Here is a 16,935-nt window from a genome sequence, read left to right as displayed (position 1 = left end):
TAGCGGTCTGTCAGGCTACATTGATGTTGACTGGGCCGGCCTCATCGCGAGCAAGCTCGCTCCCACAATGTTTTTTGTTGCTCGCAGTTGTTGCGTACACCCGGTAACCCTGTGGGAGCGAGCTTGCTCCGGGCGGCGTTCCGACGATAGCGATCTATCAGACACATCCAGTCAAAAGCTGACCCAACTCTCAAGCATCCACCGGTCTAGCCTTCCTCCTGAATTCACCATGGAGAGGGCAAAGGAATGCCGGATTTACCCGCTTCACATCGCCTGCGCACAGGCCGCTATCCTGAACCCAACAGGATCTACCTGCTGACGAGCAACACACTGGGCCGAGAACCGGTTTTCAAGGAGTTCGGTTTGGGCAGGCTGGTCGTCACGCAATTTCAATATGCACAGGAACAATACTGGGCGAACTCTTTAGCCTGGGTCGTCATGCCTGATCATTTTCATTGGTTGATCGAGTTGCAGCAGTGCTCACTCAGTCAACTGATGCAAAAAACCAAATCATTGAGTACGCGGGCTGTGAACATGACCTCTGGTCGTAGCGGCAGTCTTTGGCAGCAGGGTTATCATGATCGGGCGCTGCGGCGGGATGAGGATCTGGTAAAGCTTGCTCGATATGTCGTCGCCAACCCGTTACGTGCTGGGTTGGTGGAGAAGCTGGGTGATTATCCGTTGTGGGACGCTATCTGGGTTTGATCCGTAACCGCGTTGCCACCATCGCGAGCAGGCTCGCTCCCACAGTAAATATGGTTGTTCGCAGATGTTGCGTACACCCGGTAACCCTGTTGGTGCGAGCTTGCTCGCGATGGCGGAGCGTCTGGCGACATCGATGTTGAATGTGCCGGCCTCTTCGCGAGCAAGCCCGCTCCCACAATGATTTTTTGGATACCCGCAGATGTTGCGTACACCTGATAACCCTGTGGGAGCGAGCTTGCTCGCGATGGCGGAGCGTCTGGCGACATCGATGTTGAATGTACCGGCCTCATCGCGAGCAAGCTCACTCCCACAATGATTTTGGATACCCGCAGATATTGCGTACACCCGCTAACCCTGTGGGAGCGAGCTTGCTCGCGATGGCGGAGCGTCTGGCGACATCGATGTTGAATGTACCGGCCTCTTCGCGAGCAAGCCCGCTCCCACAATGATTTTTGGTTACCCGCAGATATTGCGTACACCTGATAACCCCGTGGGAGCGAGCTTGCTCGCGATGGCGGAGTGTCAGTCGACAACTATTTTGAATGTGCCGGCCTCATCGCGAGCAGGCTCGCTCCCACAATGATTTTTTGGATACCCGCAGATATTGCGTACACCCGCTAACCCTGTTGGTGCGAGCTTGCTCGCGATGGCGGAGCGTCTGGCGACATCCATGTTGAATGTGCCGGCCTCATCGCGAGCAAGCTCGCTCCCACACTGTTTTTTGGTTATCCGCAGATATTGCGTACACCCGCTAACCCTGTTGGTGCGAGCTTGCTCGCGATGGCGGAGCGTCTGGCGACATCCATGTTGAATGTGCCGGCCTCTTCGCGAGCAAGCCCGCTCCCACAATGATTTTTGGATACCCGCAGATGTTGCGTACACCTGATAACCCTGTGGGAGCGAGCTTGCTCGCGATGGCGGAGTGTCAGTCGACAACTGTTTTGAATGTGCCGGCCTCATCGCGAGCAGGCTCGCTCCCACAATGATTTTTTGGATACCCGCAGATATTGCGTACACCCGCTAACCCTGTGGGAGCGAGCTTGCTCGCGATGGCGGAGTGTCAGTCGACAACTGTTTTGAATGTGCCGGCCTCATCGCGAGCAGGCTCGCTCCCACAATGATTTTTTGGATATCCGCAGATATTGCGTACACCTGCTAACCCTGTGGGAGCGAGCTTGCTCGCGATGGCGGAGTGTCAGTCGACAACTATTTTGAATGTGCCGGCCTCATCGCGAGCAGGCTCGCTCCCACAGTGATTCGGGTGGTTCACAGAAGTTGCGTACACCCCATCCGCATTGGCTCAAGGCTTGATCCCGCGCAACATCTTCTTCGCCTGATCCTGCATCGCCTGCGGTGCGGTCATGTTGCCGTCGATTACGGTGATCACCGCGTGGCCTTGCCATAGTTGATAGGCATCGGCCTTTTGCTGGACTTCGGTCGGTGTCGACGGTGGAGCCAGGTTGACGTGGACCACGCCGTCGGCGCCGCGTTGTGAGGTGAAGTTCACCCGATCCCAGTTGCCGATCGGGGCAAAGCTCACGCCTTTGACTTCATCGGGTTTCAGTGGCGGGTAGTTGAGGTTCAAGCCGCTGACACCCGGCAGGCCAAGCACGTTCAAATCACACTGATGTTTGTTCCTGGCGCAGGTCTGTCTGGCTTCTGTACCGGCCAGGCTCGCCTGTTCGATGACCTTCACGGCAAACCGCGCCGTGTCGTCCATGGCGCCGAGGGTCTTGCGGTAGCCGGCCTGCTGGTCACGGATGATCAGGTCCATGTCGATGGCCGTGGACACCGCCACCGCCGGAATCCCCTTGAACATCGCCCGCACCGCGGCGTTGAGGGTGCCGGACATCTGGGTCAGCGGGCCGACGTTTTCGCCAAAGTTGCTGCCTGACACCACCAGGTCTGGCCGGTTGTCCTTTAGGATCACGTCGAGACCGACATTCACCGCATCCACCGGCGTGCCGATGGCAGAGCTCTTGCCGGCAGGCGGGGTGTAGCCCTCCGGCGGCCCGACGCAAAATTTGCCCGGCGACAGTTCGGTCACCGCCAGCGCTTGGCCGGGCACGACCACGCTGGCAGCACTGATGCCACTGCTGTCGTTCAACGGGCCAACGAGGGTGACCTTGTGCCCGGCGGCGGTCAGGGCGCGGTACATCGCATCGATGCCGGGTGCGCGGCAGCCATCGTCGTTGGTCAGCAAAATGTTCAGGGCGTTGGCTTGCATCGACAGGCCAACGCTGGCCATGGCGATGATGCCGGTAAGGAGTTTGTTCATGGGGGAGTCTTCCGTGGGAGGAGCGGATTTGACAGAGCATGACGCCCCGACCAAATGAATCGGTCGGAGCGTCAGAGGTTTAGCGGGTGCCGAGCTTGCGCAGGTTGCCGGCGGTGAAATCGTCGTCGACGAAATTGCTGGCATTGAGCTTGGCAGGTTTTTGATCGACCAGCATGCGGTCAACCAGGTAGGAGCCTGCGATCAGGTCGTGGTAGATGCCCAGACGGGAGTGGAAACGCTCGATGTGATAGGCGTAGATCGAGGTTTGCATGTTGGTGCGCCACAGTTGCCCACGGCTGTCGTAGTTGTCTGCCAGGGCGGCCTGCCAGCTGTCCTCGTCCAGGTAGAGCACACGCTTGGCATAGAGGTGCCGTGCGTTTGGCTTGAGCGTGGCCTGCACGATCCACACGCGGTGTTTCTCGTAGCGCATGATATCCGGGTTGATGTGACCGGTGGTGGACAGGATCTGTTCGATGTTTACGTCAGGTTGGTCGATCTTGTAGTTGTTGTACGGAATGTAGATCTCTTTTTTACCGACGATGGACCAGTTGTAGCGATCCGGGGCGCCGTTGAACAAGCGATCTTCATCATAGACCCGGAAGCCGCCCGCACCGCTAGGCGAGTCGTAGCCGACGGTCGGCGCGCGGCGCACGCGGCGTTGACCCGGGGAGTATTGCCAGGCTTGCCGAGGTTCGGCGGTGGCATTGATGAACTCGTGACCGACGACGATCTCACCCTTCTTGCGCACGGGTTCCAGGGTGGTGAGCAAAAAGTGCGTGAGGATGCCACCGGATGTGTCCAGGGTCTTTTTGGGGTCGGCCCACACCGAAAAGATCTTGTAGTCGACCTTCTCCGTCACCCGATTTTTGTCGGGATAGATCACTGCCTGTTGGTAGACGGCCTCTTCGGTGAAGGACCGTCCTGACATGGTGTGGTTGAGGATCAGTTCGTTGCCGTTCTTTGGAATCGGGAAAGGCGAGGCACCGAAGGCATTGCTGGTGTCGTTGCCGTCGTTTGAGAGCTCCGCGTTCAGGGCGTTTTTCTTGATGCCGTCTTCGGTGAGCTGATCGACACGGAAGTCGCGATGGCTCGGGTACACCGGCATCTTGAAAGAGTCCGGGTAGCGCTTGAACAACGCTTTCTGGCCGTCGGTGAGGTTGGCGGCGTACTTGTCCATGTTCTTCGAATCGATCACGAACAGTGGTTTTTCCGCGGCGTACGGGTCCGGGTACGGCGTGCCTGAACCACCGAATGTGAGACCCGGTGGCAGACCGCGCCATTTGCCGGACCAGGCCGGGATGCTGCCGTCGGCGTTGCCGGCCTTTTCGGCGCCCATCGGGGTCAGGTCCTGGCCCAGGCGGGCGGCTTCTTCGGGGCTGACCTTGGCGTAGGCCAGGCCACTGCCGAGCAGGCCGACGGTCAGCGCGGTGCTCAATAATGTTTGGGTGAATCTGGACATGCTGTGCTCCTCCGACAGGGGAATCAGAACCGGTACTTGAAGTTGAGTGCGACGTTGTCGCGGTCGGCCAACGGGCTGTTGTTGGCACTGGCGAGGTAGGCGTTGTAGCGGGCCTCGACGGTGAAGTTGCCCAGGTAGCGCCACGAACTGCCGATGCTGGCGCGGTTATCGTTCTGGCCGGCGTTGATCGAGCCGACCATCGAGCTGTCGCCGTGGGCGGCGGCGCTGAAGGTGACAGGCACCGACATGTCCCATCCGTTGAACACGTTGTTGTAGTCAAAGTTCGCCTGCACCGTGTAGCCCCAGGCATCGCGGTCATAGACCAGGCTGTCGGTTCCCGGCAGCGCGAAGCCAGGGGCCAGGGTCACTGGCTGCGACTTGTCGTTGCTGACCACGGTGTTGTAGACCACCTCGCCGGTCAGGGTGGTGTTGTCGGCGAAAGAAGTCGGGCCGAGCACGTAGATCATCGACGTTTGCGCTTGCACGGTCTTGCCGCGCACGGGGCTGGAGAAACCGTTGTCGACCATCACCGGCGTACCGTCGCGGTAGCTGACTTCACCGGCCCAGCTGACGTCGCCCAGCACCGTGGCGAAACTCGCGCCGAACAGGTCGATGTTGTCGAAGTAGCGCACCTGATAGCGGCCCAGGGTCGATGCGAAGTCCAGCGACGGGGTCTTGTCGTGATAACGCGAGTAGTAGATGCCGAACTCGGTGTTTTTCAGCGACTCGGCGGCGTAGGTGAAGGCCAGACCGTACTGGCCGCTGTCGCTCGGTTTGTCGTCCTTCAGGCGGGTTATGAAACCGAAGGCGTCGTTGAAACCACCCTCATCGATGAAGTCGGTGGTGGAGAAGTAGCTACCCACGCCGAACAACTCGGTTTTCTCCCACTTGTATTGGTAGTAGGCCTGGATCCCCAGGCTTTCGGTCAGGGCGAACTGGGTGAACAGTTGGCCGACCGGCAGCAGGATTTCCTTGACCTCGACGCCCGGGGTGGTCGCCTTGGTCGCGTCCACCGGGCTCTGGGCCGCGGAAATACCCGGATAGAACAGACTTTCACCCCAGCTCACCACCTGGTTACCCAGGCGCGCGTTGAGGGCGTGGCCGCTCACGTCCCAGGTGCCATAGGCGTAGTAATCGAGCATGCGCAGTTCATTGCGGTGCTGGTCGATGGTGTCCTGGGAGAAACGGTCGGGTTTGCTGCAATGGCCGCCAGCGAAGCAGTTCGAGGTGCCGGTGGTGTTGTCGTTGTCCTGATCGTAAACGTTGTCGTAGAAGCCCGTTGCCCGGACGAACACGCCGTAGTCGTCCTGCCACTTGATGTTGGCTTCGGTGAGAAAGCCGCTGCGGTTGTTGATCAGGCTGCCTTTGTCGAACGCGTTGTCGCCATCGTTGCCGTTAGCGTTCGCGGTCAGTTTGTGATCACGAGCCTCGGTCCGCCAGGCGAGGCTGTACGTCAGTGTGGTGTCCCAGTCGATGCTCAAGTCTTCGCTTGGCTGAAAGCTCATGGCGTTAACGTGAGCGCTAAGTCCGCCAGCCAGCATCAATAGAACAAGCTGTGTGCGAGGGTGCTGTGTTGGTGGGGCGATTATTGTTTTTATCATGTCGTCCTCATGGCCCAGGTCAGACCTGCCCGACCTGCATTTCAGGGGGTGATTGGTGCTGTGGGCGACTATGGAGTCACCAATTGTGCGCAACATCGTCCAAGCGGACTAAGCGATTTGTACAGGGCAGCCGCAGTCCAGGCCTTAGTCTTATCGGACGATGAACACCCGGCGCGCGCGGCGAACAATCCCGAGACCGACTGCACCGGGCGAAGATCCGGCGGTGGCGGTTTCTGCCTGATGGGCGCTGAACAAGGGTGATCGCATGAACGCTGCCGGGATCAAATGGGACGAGTGCTGTGATGTATTGGTGATTGGCTCGGGAGCCGGGGGCATGACCGCTGCGCTGCGCGCCCATGACCTGGGGTTGAATGCGCTGCTGATCGAGAAGAGCGGCGAGTACGGCGGCACCTCGGCGGTGTCCGGCGGCGGCATCTGGATCCCCAACAACCACCGGATCAATGCGATCGGCGGCAGTGATTCGGCGGCCGAAGCGATTGCCTACATCCGCGCGGTGACCCATGGCGAGATCGACGACGGGCGCATCGAAGCCTATGTCGAGCACGGCCGGGAGATGGTCGAGTACCTGGAACAACACACCCGCGTGCGCTTCGAGGCGCAACCGCGCTACGCCGATTACTACCCGGAAGTCGAGGGCGGCAAACCGGGCTATCGCTCGATGGATCCGCAACCGTTCGATGCCGCCGAACTCGGTGAAGAATTTTTGCGCATGCGCGCACCGTCCCCCGGCACCCTGATGATGGGGCGCATGGCGATGACCATGAAAGAAGCGCAAGTGTTGCTGTGCCGCGGCCCCGGCTGGTTGCGCCTGACCCTGCGGGTGATGTGGCGCTACTGGCGTGATCGTGAAGGGCGGCGCTTGTCCCGCCGCGACCGTTTCCTGACCCTGGGCAATGCCTTGATCGGTGCCTTGCGCTGTTCGTTGCAGGATCGCGGCAAGTCGCTGTGGCTCAACTGTGCGCTCGAAGAGCTGCTGCTGGTCGGCGAGCGGGTCGGCGGGGCGCGGGTCAATCGCAACGGTCAGTTGCTCAACGTCAAGGCACGCTACGGGGTGATCATCGCCGCCGGTGGTTTCGAGCGTAACCAGGCGATGCGCGAGCAGTACCTGCCGCAGCCGTCCCGGGCGAACTGGAGTGCCACGCCGCCGAACAATACCGGCGACGGCATTCGCGCCGGTCAGGCCATCGGCGCGCGGACCGCGTTGATGGAACATAGCTGGTGGGCGCCGACCACTTACGTCAAGGGCGAAGAAAAACAGCGTGCGCTGTTCGTTGAACGCACCTTGCCGGGGTGCGTGATGGTCAACGCAGCGGGGGAGCGTTTCGTCAACGAAGCTGCGCCCTATACCGATATCGTTTACGCGATGTACGCCAACAACCGCGAAGGCGCCGCGAGCGTGCCGTGCTGGATGGTGTTCGACGCCGAGTTCCGCCGCAAATACCCGTGCGGTGCCTTGCTGCCGGGTTATGCCCAGCGCGACTGGCAATTGCCCGAGCACCTGCGCGACTACTTCCACAAGGCGTCGAGCCTGGAAGAGCTGGCGGCGAAAATCGGCGTCGATGCGGGCGGGTTGGTGCGCACCGTGCAGCGTTTCAACGGCATGGCCGTGCAGGGTGTCGACGAGGATTTCCACAAGGGTGAATCGCTGTTCGATCGCTACTACGGCGACCCCAACGTGCAACCCAATCCGTGCCTGGCGCCGTTGCTCAAAGGGCCGTTCTATGCCGTGCGCATCGACGCCGGCGACATCGGCACCAAGGGTGGCCTGCTGACCGACGTGCACGCCCGTGTGTTGCATGAAGACGGCGAACCGATCAGCGGTCTGTACGCCATCGGCAACAGCGCCTCCTCGATGATGGGCCGCACCTATCCGGGCGCCGGTTCGACCATCGGCCCGGCCATGACCTTCGGTTACCTGGCGGCCAATCACATCAAGCGCCAGAGCGAAACCGCTTCGGCGAAAGCCTTGTTCGGGAGTGTCGAATGAATCACCCACGTCAACAGATCGCTGTCGTTACCGGCGCCAGTCGCGGAGTGGGCCAGGGCATCGCCTTGGCCCTCGGGGCGGCCGGCATGACCGTGTACGTCACTGGCCGCGCCCCGACGCAGGGCGGATCGAATTTGTACGGGCATGCCTTGCGCGGCTCGCTGGAGGACACCGCCGCTGCGATCACCGCCGCCGGTGGACGCGGTATCGCGGTGGTCTGTGATCACGCCGATGACGCGCAGGTTCAGGCACTGTTTGCCCGCGTAGAAGAAGAGTGCGGACATCTGGATTTGCTGGTCAACAACGCTGCGTTCATCCATGACCAGTTGATCGAACCAGGACCGTTCTGGGCCAAGCCGCTGGAGCTGGTGCGCATTCTCGACGTCGGTCTGCGCTCGGCCTACATCGCCAGCTACTACGCCGCGCCGCTGTTGCTGAAAAGTGCCCAAGGGCTGATTTGCTTTACCTCGTCGTTCGGTGCCGGCTGCTACATGCATGGCCCGGCGTACGGCGCGCAAAAGGCTGGAGTCGACAAGCTGGCGGCGGACATGGCGATCGATTTCGAAGGGCAGGGCGTGGCGGCGTTGTCGCTGTGGCTTGGCCCGCAACTGACTGAGCGCACGAAGATTGCCGGTGAGCAGCATGGCGAGCAGTACCAGGCGTTTCTGGCCCACGCCGAAACCCCGCAATTCAACGGGCGGGTGATTCATGCCTTGCTCAATGATCCGCAGTTGATGGCGTTGTCCGGGCAGACCCTGATCACCGCCGAAATCGCCCCTGGCTACGGCATCAGCGAAGCCGAAGGCCGCCAGCCGCCATCCCACCGCGCCATGCTCGGCGACCCGCGCCAGCAGCATCCGGCGCGGGTGGTTTAACTCCGTCATCTCGGCACACACACCCAAAACCTGTGGGAGCGGGCTTGCTCGCGAAAGCGGTATGTCAGTCAACAATAATGTTGAGACTGATGCCCCCTTCGCGAGCAAGCCCGCTCCCACAGTTGATCTATGTCGGACGCGAAATCTGTGTACACCCTCGAACACTGTGGGAGCGAGCTTGCTCGCGATGAGGCCGGCACAGCCAGCATTGATGTCGGCTGACACTCCGCTATCGCGAGCAAGCTCGCTCCCACAGTTGAACTGTGTCGGACGCGAAATCTGTGTACACCCTCGAACACTGTGGGAGCGAGCCTGCTCGCGAATTGGCCGGCACATCCAGCATTGATGTCGGCTGACACTCCGCTATCGCGAGCAAGCTCACTTCCACAGTTGAACCGTGTCGGACGCGAAATCTGTGTACACCCTCGAACACTGTGGGAGCGAGCTTGCTCGCGATGAGGCCGGCACAGGCAGCATTGATGTTGGCTGACACTCCGTCATCGCGAGCAGGCTCGCTCCCACAGGGATTGCGATTAACCGACTGGTTGCAGTGCCCACTCGCGCAACACATTCTTGGTCACTTTCCCCGCCGCATTGATCGGCATCTTCTGCAGCACCTGCACCCGGCGTGGAACCTTGTAGTTGGCCATCTGCTCACGGCACCAGGCGAGGAATCGGGCCTGCTCGATTTCCATCCCGGGGGCGGGCAGCAGGAACGCCATCGCCACTTCACCCAGGCGCTCGTCAGGAATGCCGATCACCGCTGCCTGGGCCACGCCCGGATAGGTCAGCAAACACTGTTCGATCTCCGCCGGATACACATTGAAGCCGCCGGTGATGAACATGTCCTTGAGGCGATCGGTGATGCGCAGGTAACCCTGTTCGTCGAGCATGCCGATGTCGCCGGTGTGCAGCCAGCCGTCGGCGTCGAGAATCTCCTGGCTGGCTTCGGGGTTGTTGAGATAACCCTGCATCAGGTTGTAGCCGCGAATCTGCACTTCACCGGGGATGTTGACCGGCTGGCTGCGACCGCTGTTGCCGACACAGCGCACTTGCACCCCCGGCATCGCCCGGCCACTGGTGTTGGCGACCAGTTCCGCCGAGTCGCCGGAGCGGCAGATCGTGGCGAAACCACAAACTTCCGTCAGACCATACGCGGTGACGATGGTGGCGAATCCGAGTTCGTCGCGCATGCGGTGGATCATCTCCACCGGGATCGCCGCCGCCCCGGTCACCGCCACGCGCAAGGAGCTCAGGTCGAGTTCACCGCGTTGCGGATGGGCCAGCAACGATTGATACAGCGTCGGCGGCCCGGGCAACACGGTGATGCGTTCGCGTTGCACGCATTCGAGCACGGCCTGCACGTCGAACACTTGCTGCGGCAGGAGGGTGCAGCCACGCATCAATGCGGCCAGCCACCCGGCCTTGTAGCCGAAGGAATGGAAGAACGGATTGACGATCAGGTAGCGATCGCTCTCGCGCAAACCGACGATATCGCTCCAGTCGCGCACGATGCGCAGGTTCTGGCCGTGGCTGGTCATCACACCTTTGGGCTTGCCGGTGGTGCCCGAAGTAAACAGCACGTCGGACAGGGCCTGCGGGCCAACGCTCTGTTCGCGGGTGCGCAAGGCCAGGTGCGGCACGTCGACCGCCAGGTCCATAAACCGTTCCCAAGCCAGGGTGCCCGAGTTGGCGCCGCGCACGCTGACGATGTGGCGCAGCTCAGGCAGGTCTTCCGACGCCAGCATGCCGGGGTAGTCCGCGCCGAGGAATTCACCGATGGCAAACAGCACGCAGGTGCCGCTTTCGCGCAGGATGTAGCCGGCCTCGCTACCCTTCATCCGGGTATTGAGCGGCACCAGGGCGGCACCGACGCTTTGCAGGGCGCCAGCCGCAACGATCCATTCCCACACGTTGGGCGCCCAGATCGCCACGCGGTCCCCGACCTGTACGTCGAGGGCCAGCAGTGCGCGGGCAGCCTGGCGGCGCAGTTGGTCCAGTTGTCGGTAGCTGATGGTGTGGCCCGCGTCCTCGATGGCCGGGCGGTCGCCGTAGGCCTGGGCAGCGTTGGCGAACAGTTGAGCAATGGTCAGTGCGGTGGCGACAGGCGGCATGGGGCCTCCCCGGTTAGAAGACAAGTACGAGAAAGGGAGTAGGCCGGGCAGGGCGCCCGGCCGGATAACGAATTACTGCGCGGGCGGGGCGAAACGGCGGCCGGCGGAGAAACCACCGTCCACGGCGATCATCTGGCCGCTGACAAAGGACGCTTCGTCGGACGCCAGGAACAGCGCGACGTTGGCCACTTCTTCCGGTTGCCCGGAGCGGCTGAGCATGTGTTGCGAGGCGAAAAACGCGTGGACCGCCTCATTTTCACGGACCATGCTGGTCATTGGCGTTTCGATCAGGCCCGGGCACAGACCGTTGACGCGAATGTTGGCATAGCCGTAGTCGATGGCCATCGAGCGGGTCAACTGGTTGATGCCGCCCTTGGACACGTTATAGGCGACGTTGCCGTCACAGCCTTGCAGGCCGAAGATCGAACCGACGTTGATGATTGAGCCGCCGCGTTGCGACACCATCGATTCCAGCGCGTATTTGCTGGTGAGCATGCTGCCGGTCAGGTTGATGTCCATCACCCGTTGCCAGGCGGCGGTGGTGGTCTGGGTCACGCTGCCCTGGTCGGCGACGCCGGCGGCGTTGACCAGCACGTCGATGCGACCGAAGCGGCTGATGACTTCTTGCATGACCTGCTGCACCTGCGCTTCGTCGCGCACGTCCAGGGTCATGAACAGGCCGGGAAAGTCTGCCGGTGCGCTACCGATGTCCAGCCCGACCACTTGCGCGCCTTCGGCGGCGAAACGGCGCACGCAGGCCAGACCGATCCCCGAAGCGCCGCCGGTGACCACCGCGACCTTATTCTGCAAACGAGCCATAACTGTACCTCTTTATTGTTGTGGGCTAATGCTGTGGCCGAGTCTAACCGCAGACCGGGCCCGAGTGATCGTCCGTTGAGACTAAGCAACAGATCCCCCGTCGTGCACATTTCAACTGTGGGAGCGGGCTTGCTCGCGAAGGGGGCGGCAGCCTCGACATCATCGTTGTCTGACACACCGCCTTCGCGAGCAAGCCCGCTCCCACAATTGACCGCATTCCCCCGTAGGAACGTAACCTCAATCCGGGAATTTCAGGCGTACTTTCGCCCCGCTCGGTCGGCTCTGGCAGGCCAGTGTCCAGCCGTCGGCCAGTTCCTTGGGCGTCAGCACATCGTTGCGTGCCAACTGAACCTCGCCTTCCTTGACCACACACATGCAGGCCCCGCAGAAACCTTCTTCACAGGACGACGGCACGTCGAGGCCAGCGGTTTTGCAACTTTGCAGCAAGGTATCGCCGGGCTGGCAGGCGATTTCGTGTTGTTCGCCATCGAGTTCGACGATCAGCGCTTCGCACTGCGACCCCATCGCTGCCTCGCGGGCGAGGGCTTCTTCGGCCAACAGTTCATCGGGATCCGGTGGTGAGACGAAGCGTTCGACATGAATCCGCTCGGCCGCTTCGCCCAGTGCCAGCAGCGTGCGCTCCACGGTGTCCATGAATGGTCCCGGCCCGCAGATGAAGTAGTCGCCGCCGGCCGATCCGCGCAGCAGATGACGGACCTGATGGTCCGTCAGGAAACCCTGCACCGAATCGAGGACGTGCACCACGTGCAGTTGATCAGGATGCGCCTTGATCAACCGGCACAGCTCGTCCTTGAAAATCACCGACGCCTCATCGCGGTTGGCGTAGATCAACTTGATCGACCGCCGGCTGCTGTGCAGCACCGATTTGAGAATGGAAAACACCGGGGTGATGCCCGAACCGCCACCGAACAGGACCAAGGGCTTTTCGGTGTCCGCCTGCGGGTCCAGGCAGAAATGTCCGGCCGGTGGCAGCACTTCCAGCCAGTCGCCGACCTGGACTTCGTTCATCCAGTTCGACACCCGGCCGCCATCGACCCGTTTCACGGTGACCTTGGGTAGCGCGTCCGCGAGGGGCGAGCTGGCCATGGAATAGCAGCGGGTCAACAGTTTGCCGGCGAAGGGCACGCGAAAACTCAGGAACTGGCCCGGTTTGTAGCGAAAGCGCTCACGCAGGGTTGGCGGTACGTCCAGCACCAGCGAGCGCGCGTCAGCGGTCTCGTCGATCACCGCGCACACTTGCAATGAGACGCTTGCCGTCGTGTGTTCGGCCGGGGTCAGGTTCTGTTGTTGCGTGCCCATGTTCACCTCGGCCTCAGAGCCCGCTGATCAGTTGGGCGTTGTCGACGCGGATCTCGGCACCGTTGACGAACCGCGACTCGTCGGCGGCGAGGAACAGCACCACGTTGGCAATGTCCCGTGGCGCGGCCATGCGGTTCATCGGGTCCTGGTCCAGCGCTTCCTGCGGGATCGGCTGACCACCAGCCAGGGCCTGGGTCATCGGCGTGTTCACGCCATCCGGGTGCACGCTGTTGCAGCGAATGCGGTAGCCCTGCTGCTTGCAGTGCAGCGCAATGGAACGGGTCATCGCCGCCACCGCGCCTTTGGACGCCGAGTAAGCGCAGAACATCGGCATCGCGCCCAAGGCCGCGACCGACGACATGTTGATGATCGAACCGCCGCCGGTTTCCTTCATGACCTGGATCGCGTACTTGCAGCCGAGGAAGTAGCCTTCGCCGTTGATCTTCTGCACCTTCTGCCACAGCTCCAGGGTGGTGTCTTCGATACTGCCCAGGGCCAGGATCGCGGCGTTGTTGACCAGTACGTCGAGGCGGCCGAAGTGTTCGACGGTGGTTTTAACGACGTGTTGCCAATCGCTTTCGCTGGCGATGTCGTGGCGGATGAACAGCGCATTGGCGCCGATTTCTGTAGCCACCTGGCGACCGGCCTCTTCATTGAGGTCGGTCAGCACCACTTTGGCACCTTCGCGGGCCAGCAGCAGGGCGTCTTCGCGACCGATGCCGCTGGCGGCGCCGGTGATGATGCAGACTTTGCCTTCTACACGTTGCATTGTTGTTCTCCTGATCGTGCGGTTTGAAGTGCGAATTGGTCGGCCACGTGGGCGGCAGCCCGGCGACCGGAATAAATGCAGTCGGCCAGTGACAGGCCGGAGACATACAGGTTGGAAGCGACCCCGACCGCATTGCGGCCGGCGCTGTACAGGCCGCTTATTGGCTGGCCGGCGTGGTCCAGCACCCGACCGCTGTCTTCGCAGACCTTCAGCCCGCCGAGTGTGATGACCGGGCAGGGGAAGAGTTTGCTGTCGAAGGACAGGTCGAGGGCGTACCACGGGCCTTGTTCGAGGTTGGCGAGCATCGCGGCGGATTTGCCGAACTCGTCGGCGACCTCACCGCGTGCCGCGCGGGAATAGCGTTCGACGCTCTGGCGCAGCAGTTCGGGCGGCAGGTTGCAACGTTTGGCCAACCCGGCCAGGCTGTTGCTGCGCTTGGCGTTGAACAGCAGATTGAGCAGGACCGGCAGGCGCTGGAAATTCCAGACTTTGCCGGGGCCGACTTGACTGAGTGCTTCTCGAACCAGCGCCCGATTGAGAATCAGAATGGCGCGACCACCCTGTTCTTCGACCATGGCGTGGCCGAGGGTTGCGCCGTAGATTTCTTCGTTGGCGTAACGCTGCCCGCGGGCATTGACGATCAGCCCGCGAGCCCAGGCCAGTGGCGGGTTGATGAAGCGCCAGGCGCTGACCTTGTCCATCCGCGCCACGCTGCCGCCAGCACTTTGGCCCAGGGCGATGCCGCTGCCGTTGCACCCGGTGGCGCCCAGTGGCAGGCCGGCCAGATACTGTGGCGCGTGTTGGCGCACCAGATCGCGATTGAAGATAAAACCGCCGCTGCTCAGCAACACCGCCTGTTCGGCGCGAATCAATTGCCGAATGGCGCTGGTCTGTTCGATGTGGCGCTGGCGGGCGCGCAAACGGTCGGCCAACGCCGGAGCGTACATATGAATGGCGGCGGCCCAGCGTGACAGACGCGAATGTTGTTTGGCGGCACGGCTACCCGACGGCAATTGCCAGGCTTCGACACCGAGGACCTTGTCGTCGAGGTCGAGCACCAATCGCCGCACTTCGCACTGGCTGCGCAGGCGCGCGCCATGACGCAAGGCGCTGGCCTTGAGCGGGGCGAACAGGCTGGCGCCGGACATGCCCGGGCCTTTGGTGCGGTGGCCACGGGGCGCCGGCTTGGCGCTGGCGGCGTAGGCCGGCACGGCTTCGTTGCCGGAGTAATAGAGGTAGTACTGGTCACTCGGGTATGAGGTTTTGTGCGGCGGCACGCTGGCCTCGAACGCCGCGCCCTGGCGCTCCAGCCAGGCCAGTTGCTCGCGGCTGCCGTCGCAGAAATTGCGCAATGTCTCGTGGCTGACCGCTTCGCCGACTTCCTGGCGCAGGTAATTGAACATGGCGTCGCTGGTATCTTCATAGCCAGCCTGGTGCTGATACGACGTGCCACCGCCGGCATAGACCACGCCACCGCTCAGCGCCGTGGCGCCGCCGCCTTCGAAGCGATCCAGTGCGAGCACTGACAGGCCGCGAGTGCTGGCTTCGATGGCGGCACAGGCGCCGGCACCGCCAAACCCGACGATCAGCAGATCGCAACGGTCATCCCATGGCAACTGGTCGGCGCTGTTCACTCGCAACGCCGTCAACCCGTTCACGCCGTCCATGTCCAGGCCTCAGCCGGCTACAGCGAAAGAAGGAGTGGGTTTGGCGGTGGTGGTGTAGCTGCCGTCGAGGTAGACCAGCGGGGTGATCGCATCGGTGGTGTGAATCTGCAGGATGCGTCCGATGAACACGGTGTGGGTGCCGTAGCTGAAGTGGCCGTCCTGGCGGCAGAGGATCGCCGACTGGGCGTCACCCAGGTATGGGATGCCGCCTGGGCTGGTCAGCCAGTTGCCGCGGTCGAAGCGTGCTTCGCCCTTGATCGCGCCGCTGCACAGGTTGGCCAGGTCTTGTTGTTCGACGCCGAGGATGTTGACGCAGAAGTCGGCGCCGGTCGCCAGTGCGGCGTGGGGCGAGGCGGTCTTGTTGACGCAGATCAGCAGCGATGGTGGTTCGGTGCTCAGGGAGTCGACCGCGGTGGCGGCCATGGCGAAGCGTTCGGAGCCGTTGCTGGTGCTGATAATGGTGACTGACTTGGCCAGGCGGCGCATGGCCTGGAGCATGTCGGCTTTGAGATTGACGTCGTTCATCGCACTGGGCCTTTTTGTTGGTTGGGGAGTGCGATGGATTCTTGCTCTGGCTCTTGTCTGGAGCATCGTCCGAGGGGACTAGGTCTTGGCCTTGGCGGCCTTTGGGCCGACCAGGCTGCTGGGTTGACTGAGTACATATCCGTTGCTGCGGTAACGGCGGCTTATGGTTTCGCCCTTACGGCGACTCACTTTTTTAACAAGCGCCTCAAAAAAAGTAAGCAAAAAAAGCGCTCGCCCCGAACGTCCGGCCCCTCGCTAAGGCTCGGGGTTCCTTCGCTCCGGCATTCATCCGGGGGCATCGCCTCCGGTCGGCTTCGCGCGACCTCCTCTCGATGTGTTCGGCTGCGCCGAACGGCGCTGCGCGCCTACCCCCCGGATGAACGCCTCCACTCAGCCTTCCGAGGGGGCGGGTGGATCAAGATCAAGAGCTGCAGGCGAGCTAACGCTCGGCCTGATGAGTGGTGAGAAGCGTGGTGTACGCCGTTCTGCTTTTGCTTTTTTGTGGGAGCGGGCTTGCTCGCGAATGCGGTTGATCATTCAACATCTCTGTTGGCTGACACTCCGCTTTCGCGAGCAAGTCGAATCGTCGCACCGCCGCTCCCACATTTGACCAGTGTCAGGCGCAAAATCCATGTACATCCCCGCCCTCTTGTGGGAGCGAGCTTGCTCGCGATGACGGCCTACCTGTCGACCAAGAGCATCACAGGCGAACGAACCCCGCAAACAGGCCGGCCGGTAGGCCGCCTCGCTTTGGCTTTTGATCTTGATCTTCTTGCCCCCTCGTGAGGCCGAGTG

General features: G+C 62.0%; 12 protein-coding genes. 3 read left to right on the top strand and 9 right to left on the bottom strand.

Annotation, left to right across the window (positions count from 1 at the left end; translation table 11 throughout):
- Positions 1-246 precede the first annotated feature (246 nt).
- Complete coding sequence (locus KGB28_RS30980; protein WP_223449212.1) at positions 247-705, top strand: REP-associated tyrosine transposase; 459 nt, start codon at positions 247-249, stop codon at positions 703-705.
- Positions 706-2,005: 1,300 nt separating this feature from the next.
- Here the strand turns inward: KGB28_RS30980 and surE are convergent.
- The 3 genes from surE to KGB28_RS30965 form a co-directional block, all read right to left on the bottom strand.
- Positions 2,006-2,983 carry a 5'/3'-nucleotidase SurE gene (surE, locus tag KGB28_RS30975; RefSeq protein WP_223449210.1) on the bottom strand — a complete coding sequence of 326 codons (978 nt, stop codon included), beginning with the start codon at positions 2,981-2,983 and terminating at the stop codon, positions 2,006-2,008.
- A 79-nt stretch (positions 2,984-3,062) separates the two neighbouring features.
- Positions 3,063-4,442, bottom strand: a complete 1,380-nt coding sequence (locus tag KGB28_RS30970; protein WP_223449208.1) for a DUF1329 domain-containing protein — start codon at positions 4,440-4,442, stop codon at positions 3,063-3,065.
- Positions 4,443-4,465: 23 nt separating this feature from the next.
- On the bottom strand, positions 4,466-5,983 hold the full coding sequence (locus tag KGB28_RS30965) for a DUF1302 domain-containing protein (protein ID WP_317853328.1): 1,518 nt from the start codon (positions 5,981-5,983) through the stop codon (positions 4,466-4,468).
- Between the two features lie 325 nt (positions 5,984-6,308).
- On the opposite strand from KGB28_RS30965, the gene KGB28_RS30960 reads away from it, so the two are divergent.
- On the top strand, positions 6,309-8,051 hold the full coding sequence (locus KGB28_RS30960) for an FAD-binding protein (RefSeq protein WP_223449206.1): 1,743 nt from the start codon (positions 6,309-6,311) through the stop codon (positions 8,049-8,051).
- Positions 8,048-8,926, top strand: a complete 879-nt coding sequence (locus KGB28_RS30955) for an SDR family NAD(P)-dependent oxidoreductase (RefSeq protein ID WP_223449205.1) — start codon at positions 8,048-8,050, stop codon at positions 8,924-8,926. The genes KGB28_RS30960 and KGB28_RS30955 overlap by 4 nt, the downstream gene beginning before the upstream one ends.
- 533 nt (positions 8,927-9,459) lie before the next feature.
- Here KGB28_RS30955 and KGB28_RS30950 read toward each other — a convergent pair.
- From KGB28_RS30950 to KGB28_RS30925, 6 genes are all read right to left on the bottom strand, one after another.
- Positions 9,460-11,040: a FadD3 family acyl-CoA ligase gene (locus KGB28_RS30950; protein WP_223449204.1), complete on the bottom strand. Its 1,581-nt coding sequence runs from the start codon at positions 11,038-11,040 to the stop codon at positions 9,460-9,462.
- 72 nt (positions 11,041-11,112) lie between these two features.
- Positions 11,113-11,859, bottom strand: coding sequence for an SDR family NAD(P)-dependent oxidoreductase (locus KGB28_RS30945; RefSeq protein WP_223449203.1), 747 nt, complete (start codon positions 11,857-11,859; stop codon positions 11,113-11,115).
- 237 nt (positions 11,860-12,096) lie between these two features.
- On the bottom strand, positions 12,097-13,179 hold the full coding sequence (locus KGB28_RS30940) for a ferredoxin--NADP reductase (protein WP_223449202.1): 1,083 nt from the start codon (positions 13,177-13,179) through the stop codon (positions 12,097-12,099).
- Positions 13,180-13,192: 13 nt separating this feature from the next.
- On the bottom strand, positions 13,193-13,948 hold the full coding sequence (locus KGB28_RS30935) for a glucose 1-dehydrogenase (protein WP_223449201.1): 756 nt from the start codon (positions 13,946-13,948) through the stop codon (positions 13,193-13,195).
- On the bottom strand, positions 13,936-15,615 hold the full coding sequence (locus KGB28_RS30930) for an FAD-binding protein (protein WP_223449200.1): 1,680 nt from the start codon (positions 15,613-15,615) through the stop codon (positions 13,936-13,938). The genes KGB28_RS30935 and KGB28_RS30930 overlap by 13 nt, the downstream gene beginning before the upstream one ends.
- A 9-nt stretch (positions 15,616-15,624) precedes the next feature.
- Positions 15,625-16,140 carry a flavin reductase family protein gene (locus KGB28_RS30925; protein WP_223449199.1) on the bottom strand — a complete coding sequence of 172 codons (516 nt, stop codon included), beginning with the start codon at positions 16,138-16,140 and terminating at the stop codon, positions 15,625-15,627.
- Positions 16,141-16,935 lie beyond the last annotated feature (795 nt).

Source organism: Pseudomonas sp. BF-R-19, from assembly GCF_019956445.1.
GTDB classification, from domain to species: Bacteria; Pseudomonadota; Gammaproteobacteria; order Pseudomonadales; family Pseudomonadaceae; genus Aquipseudomonas; species Aquipseudomonas fluorescens_BH.
This window is presented reverse-complemented; position numbering and strand designations above follow the sequence as displayed.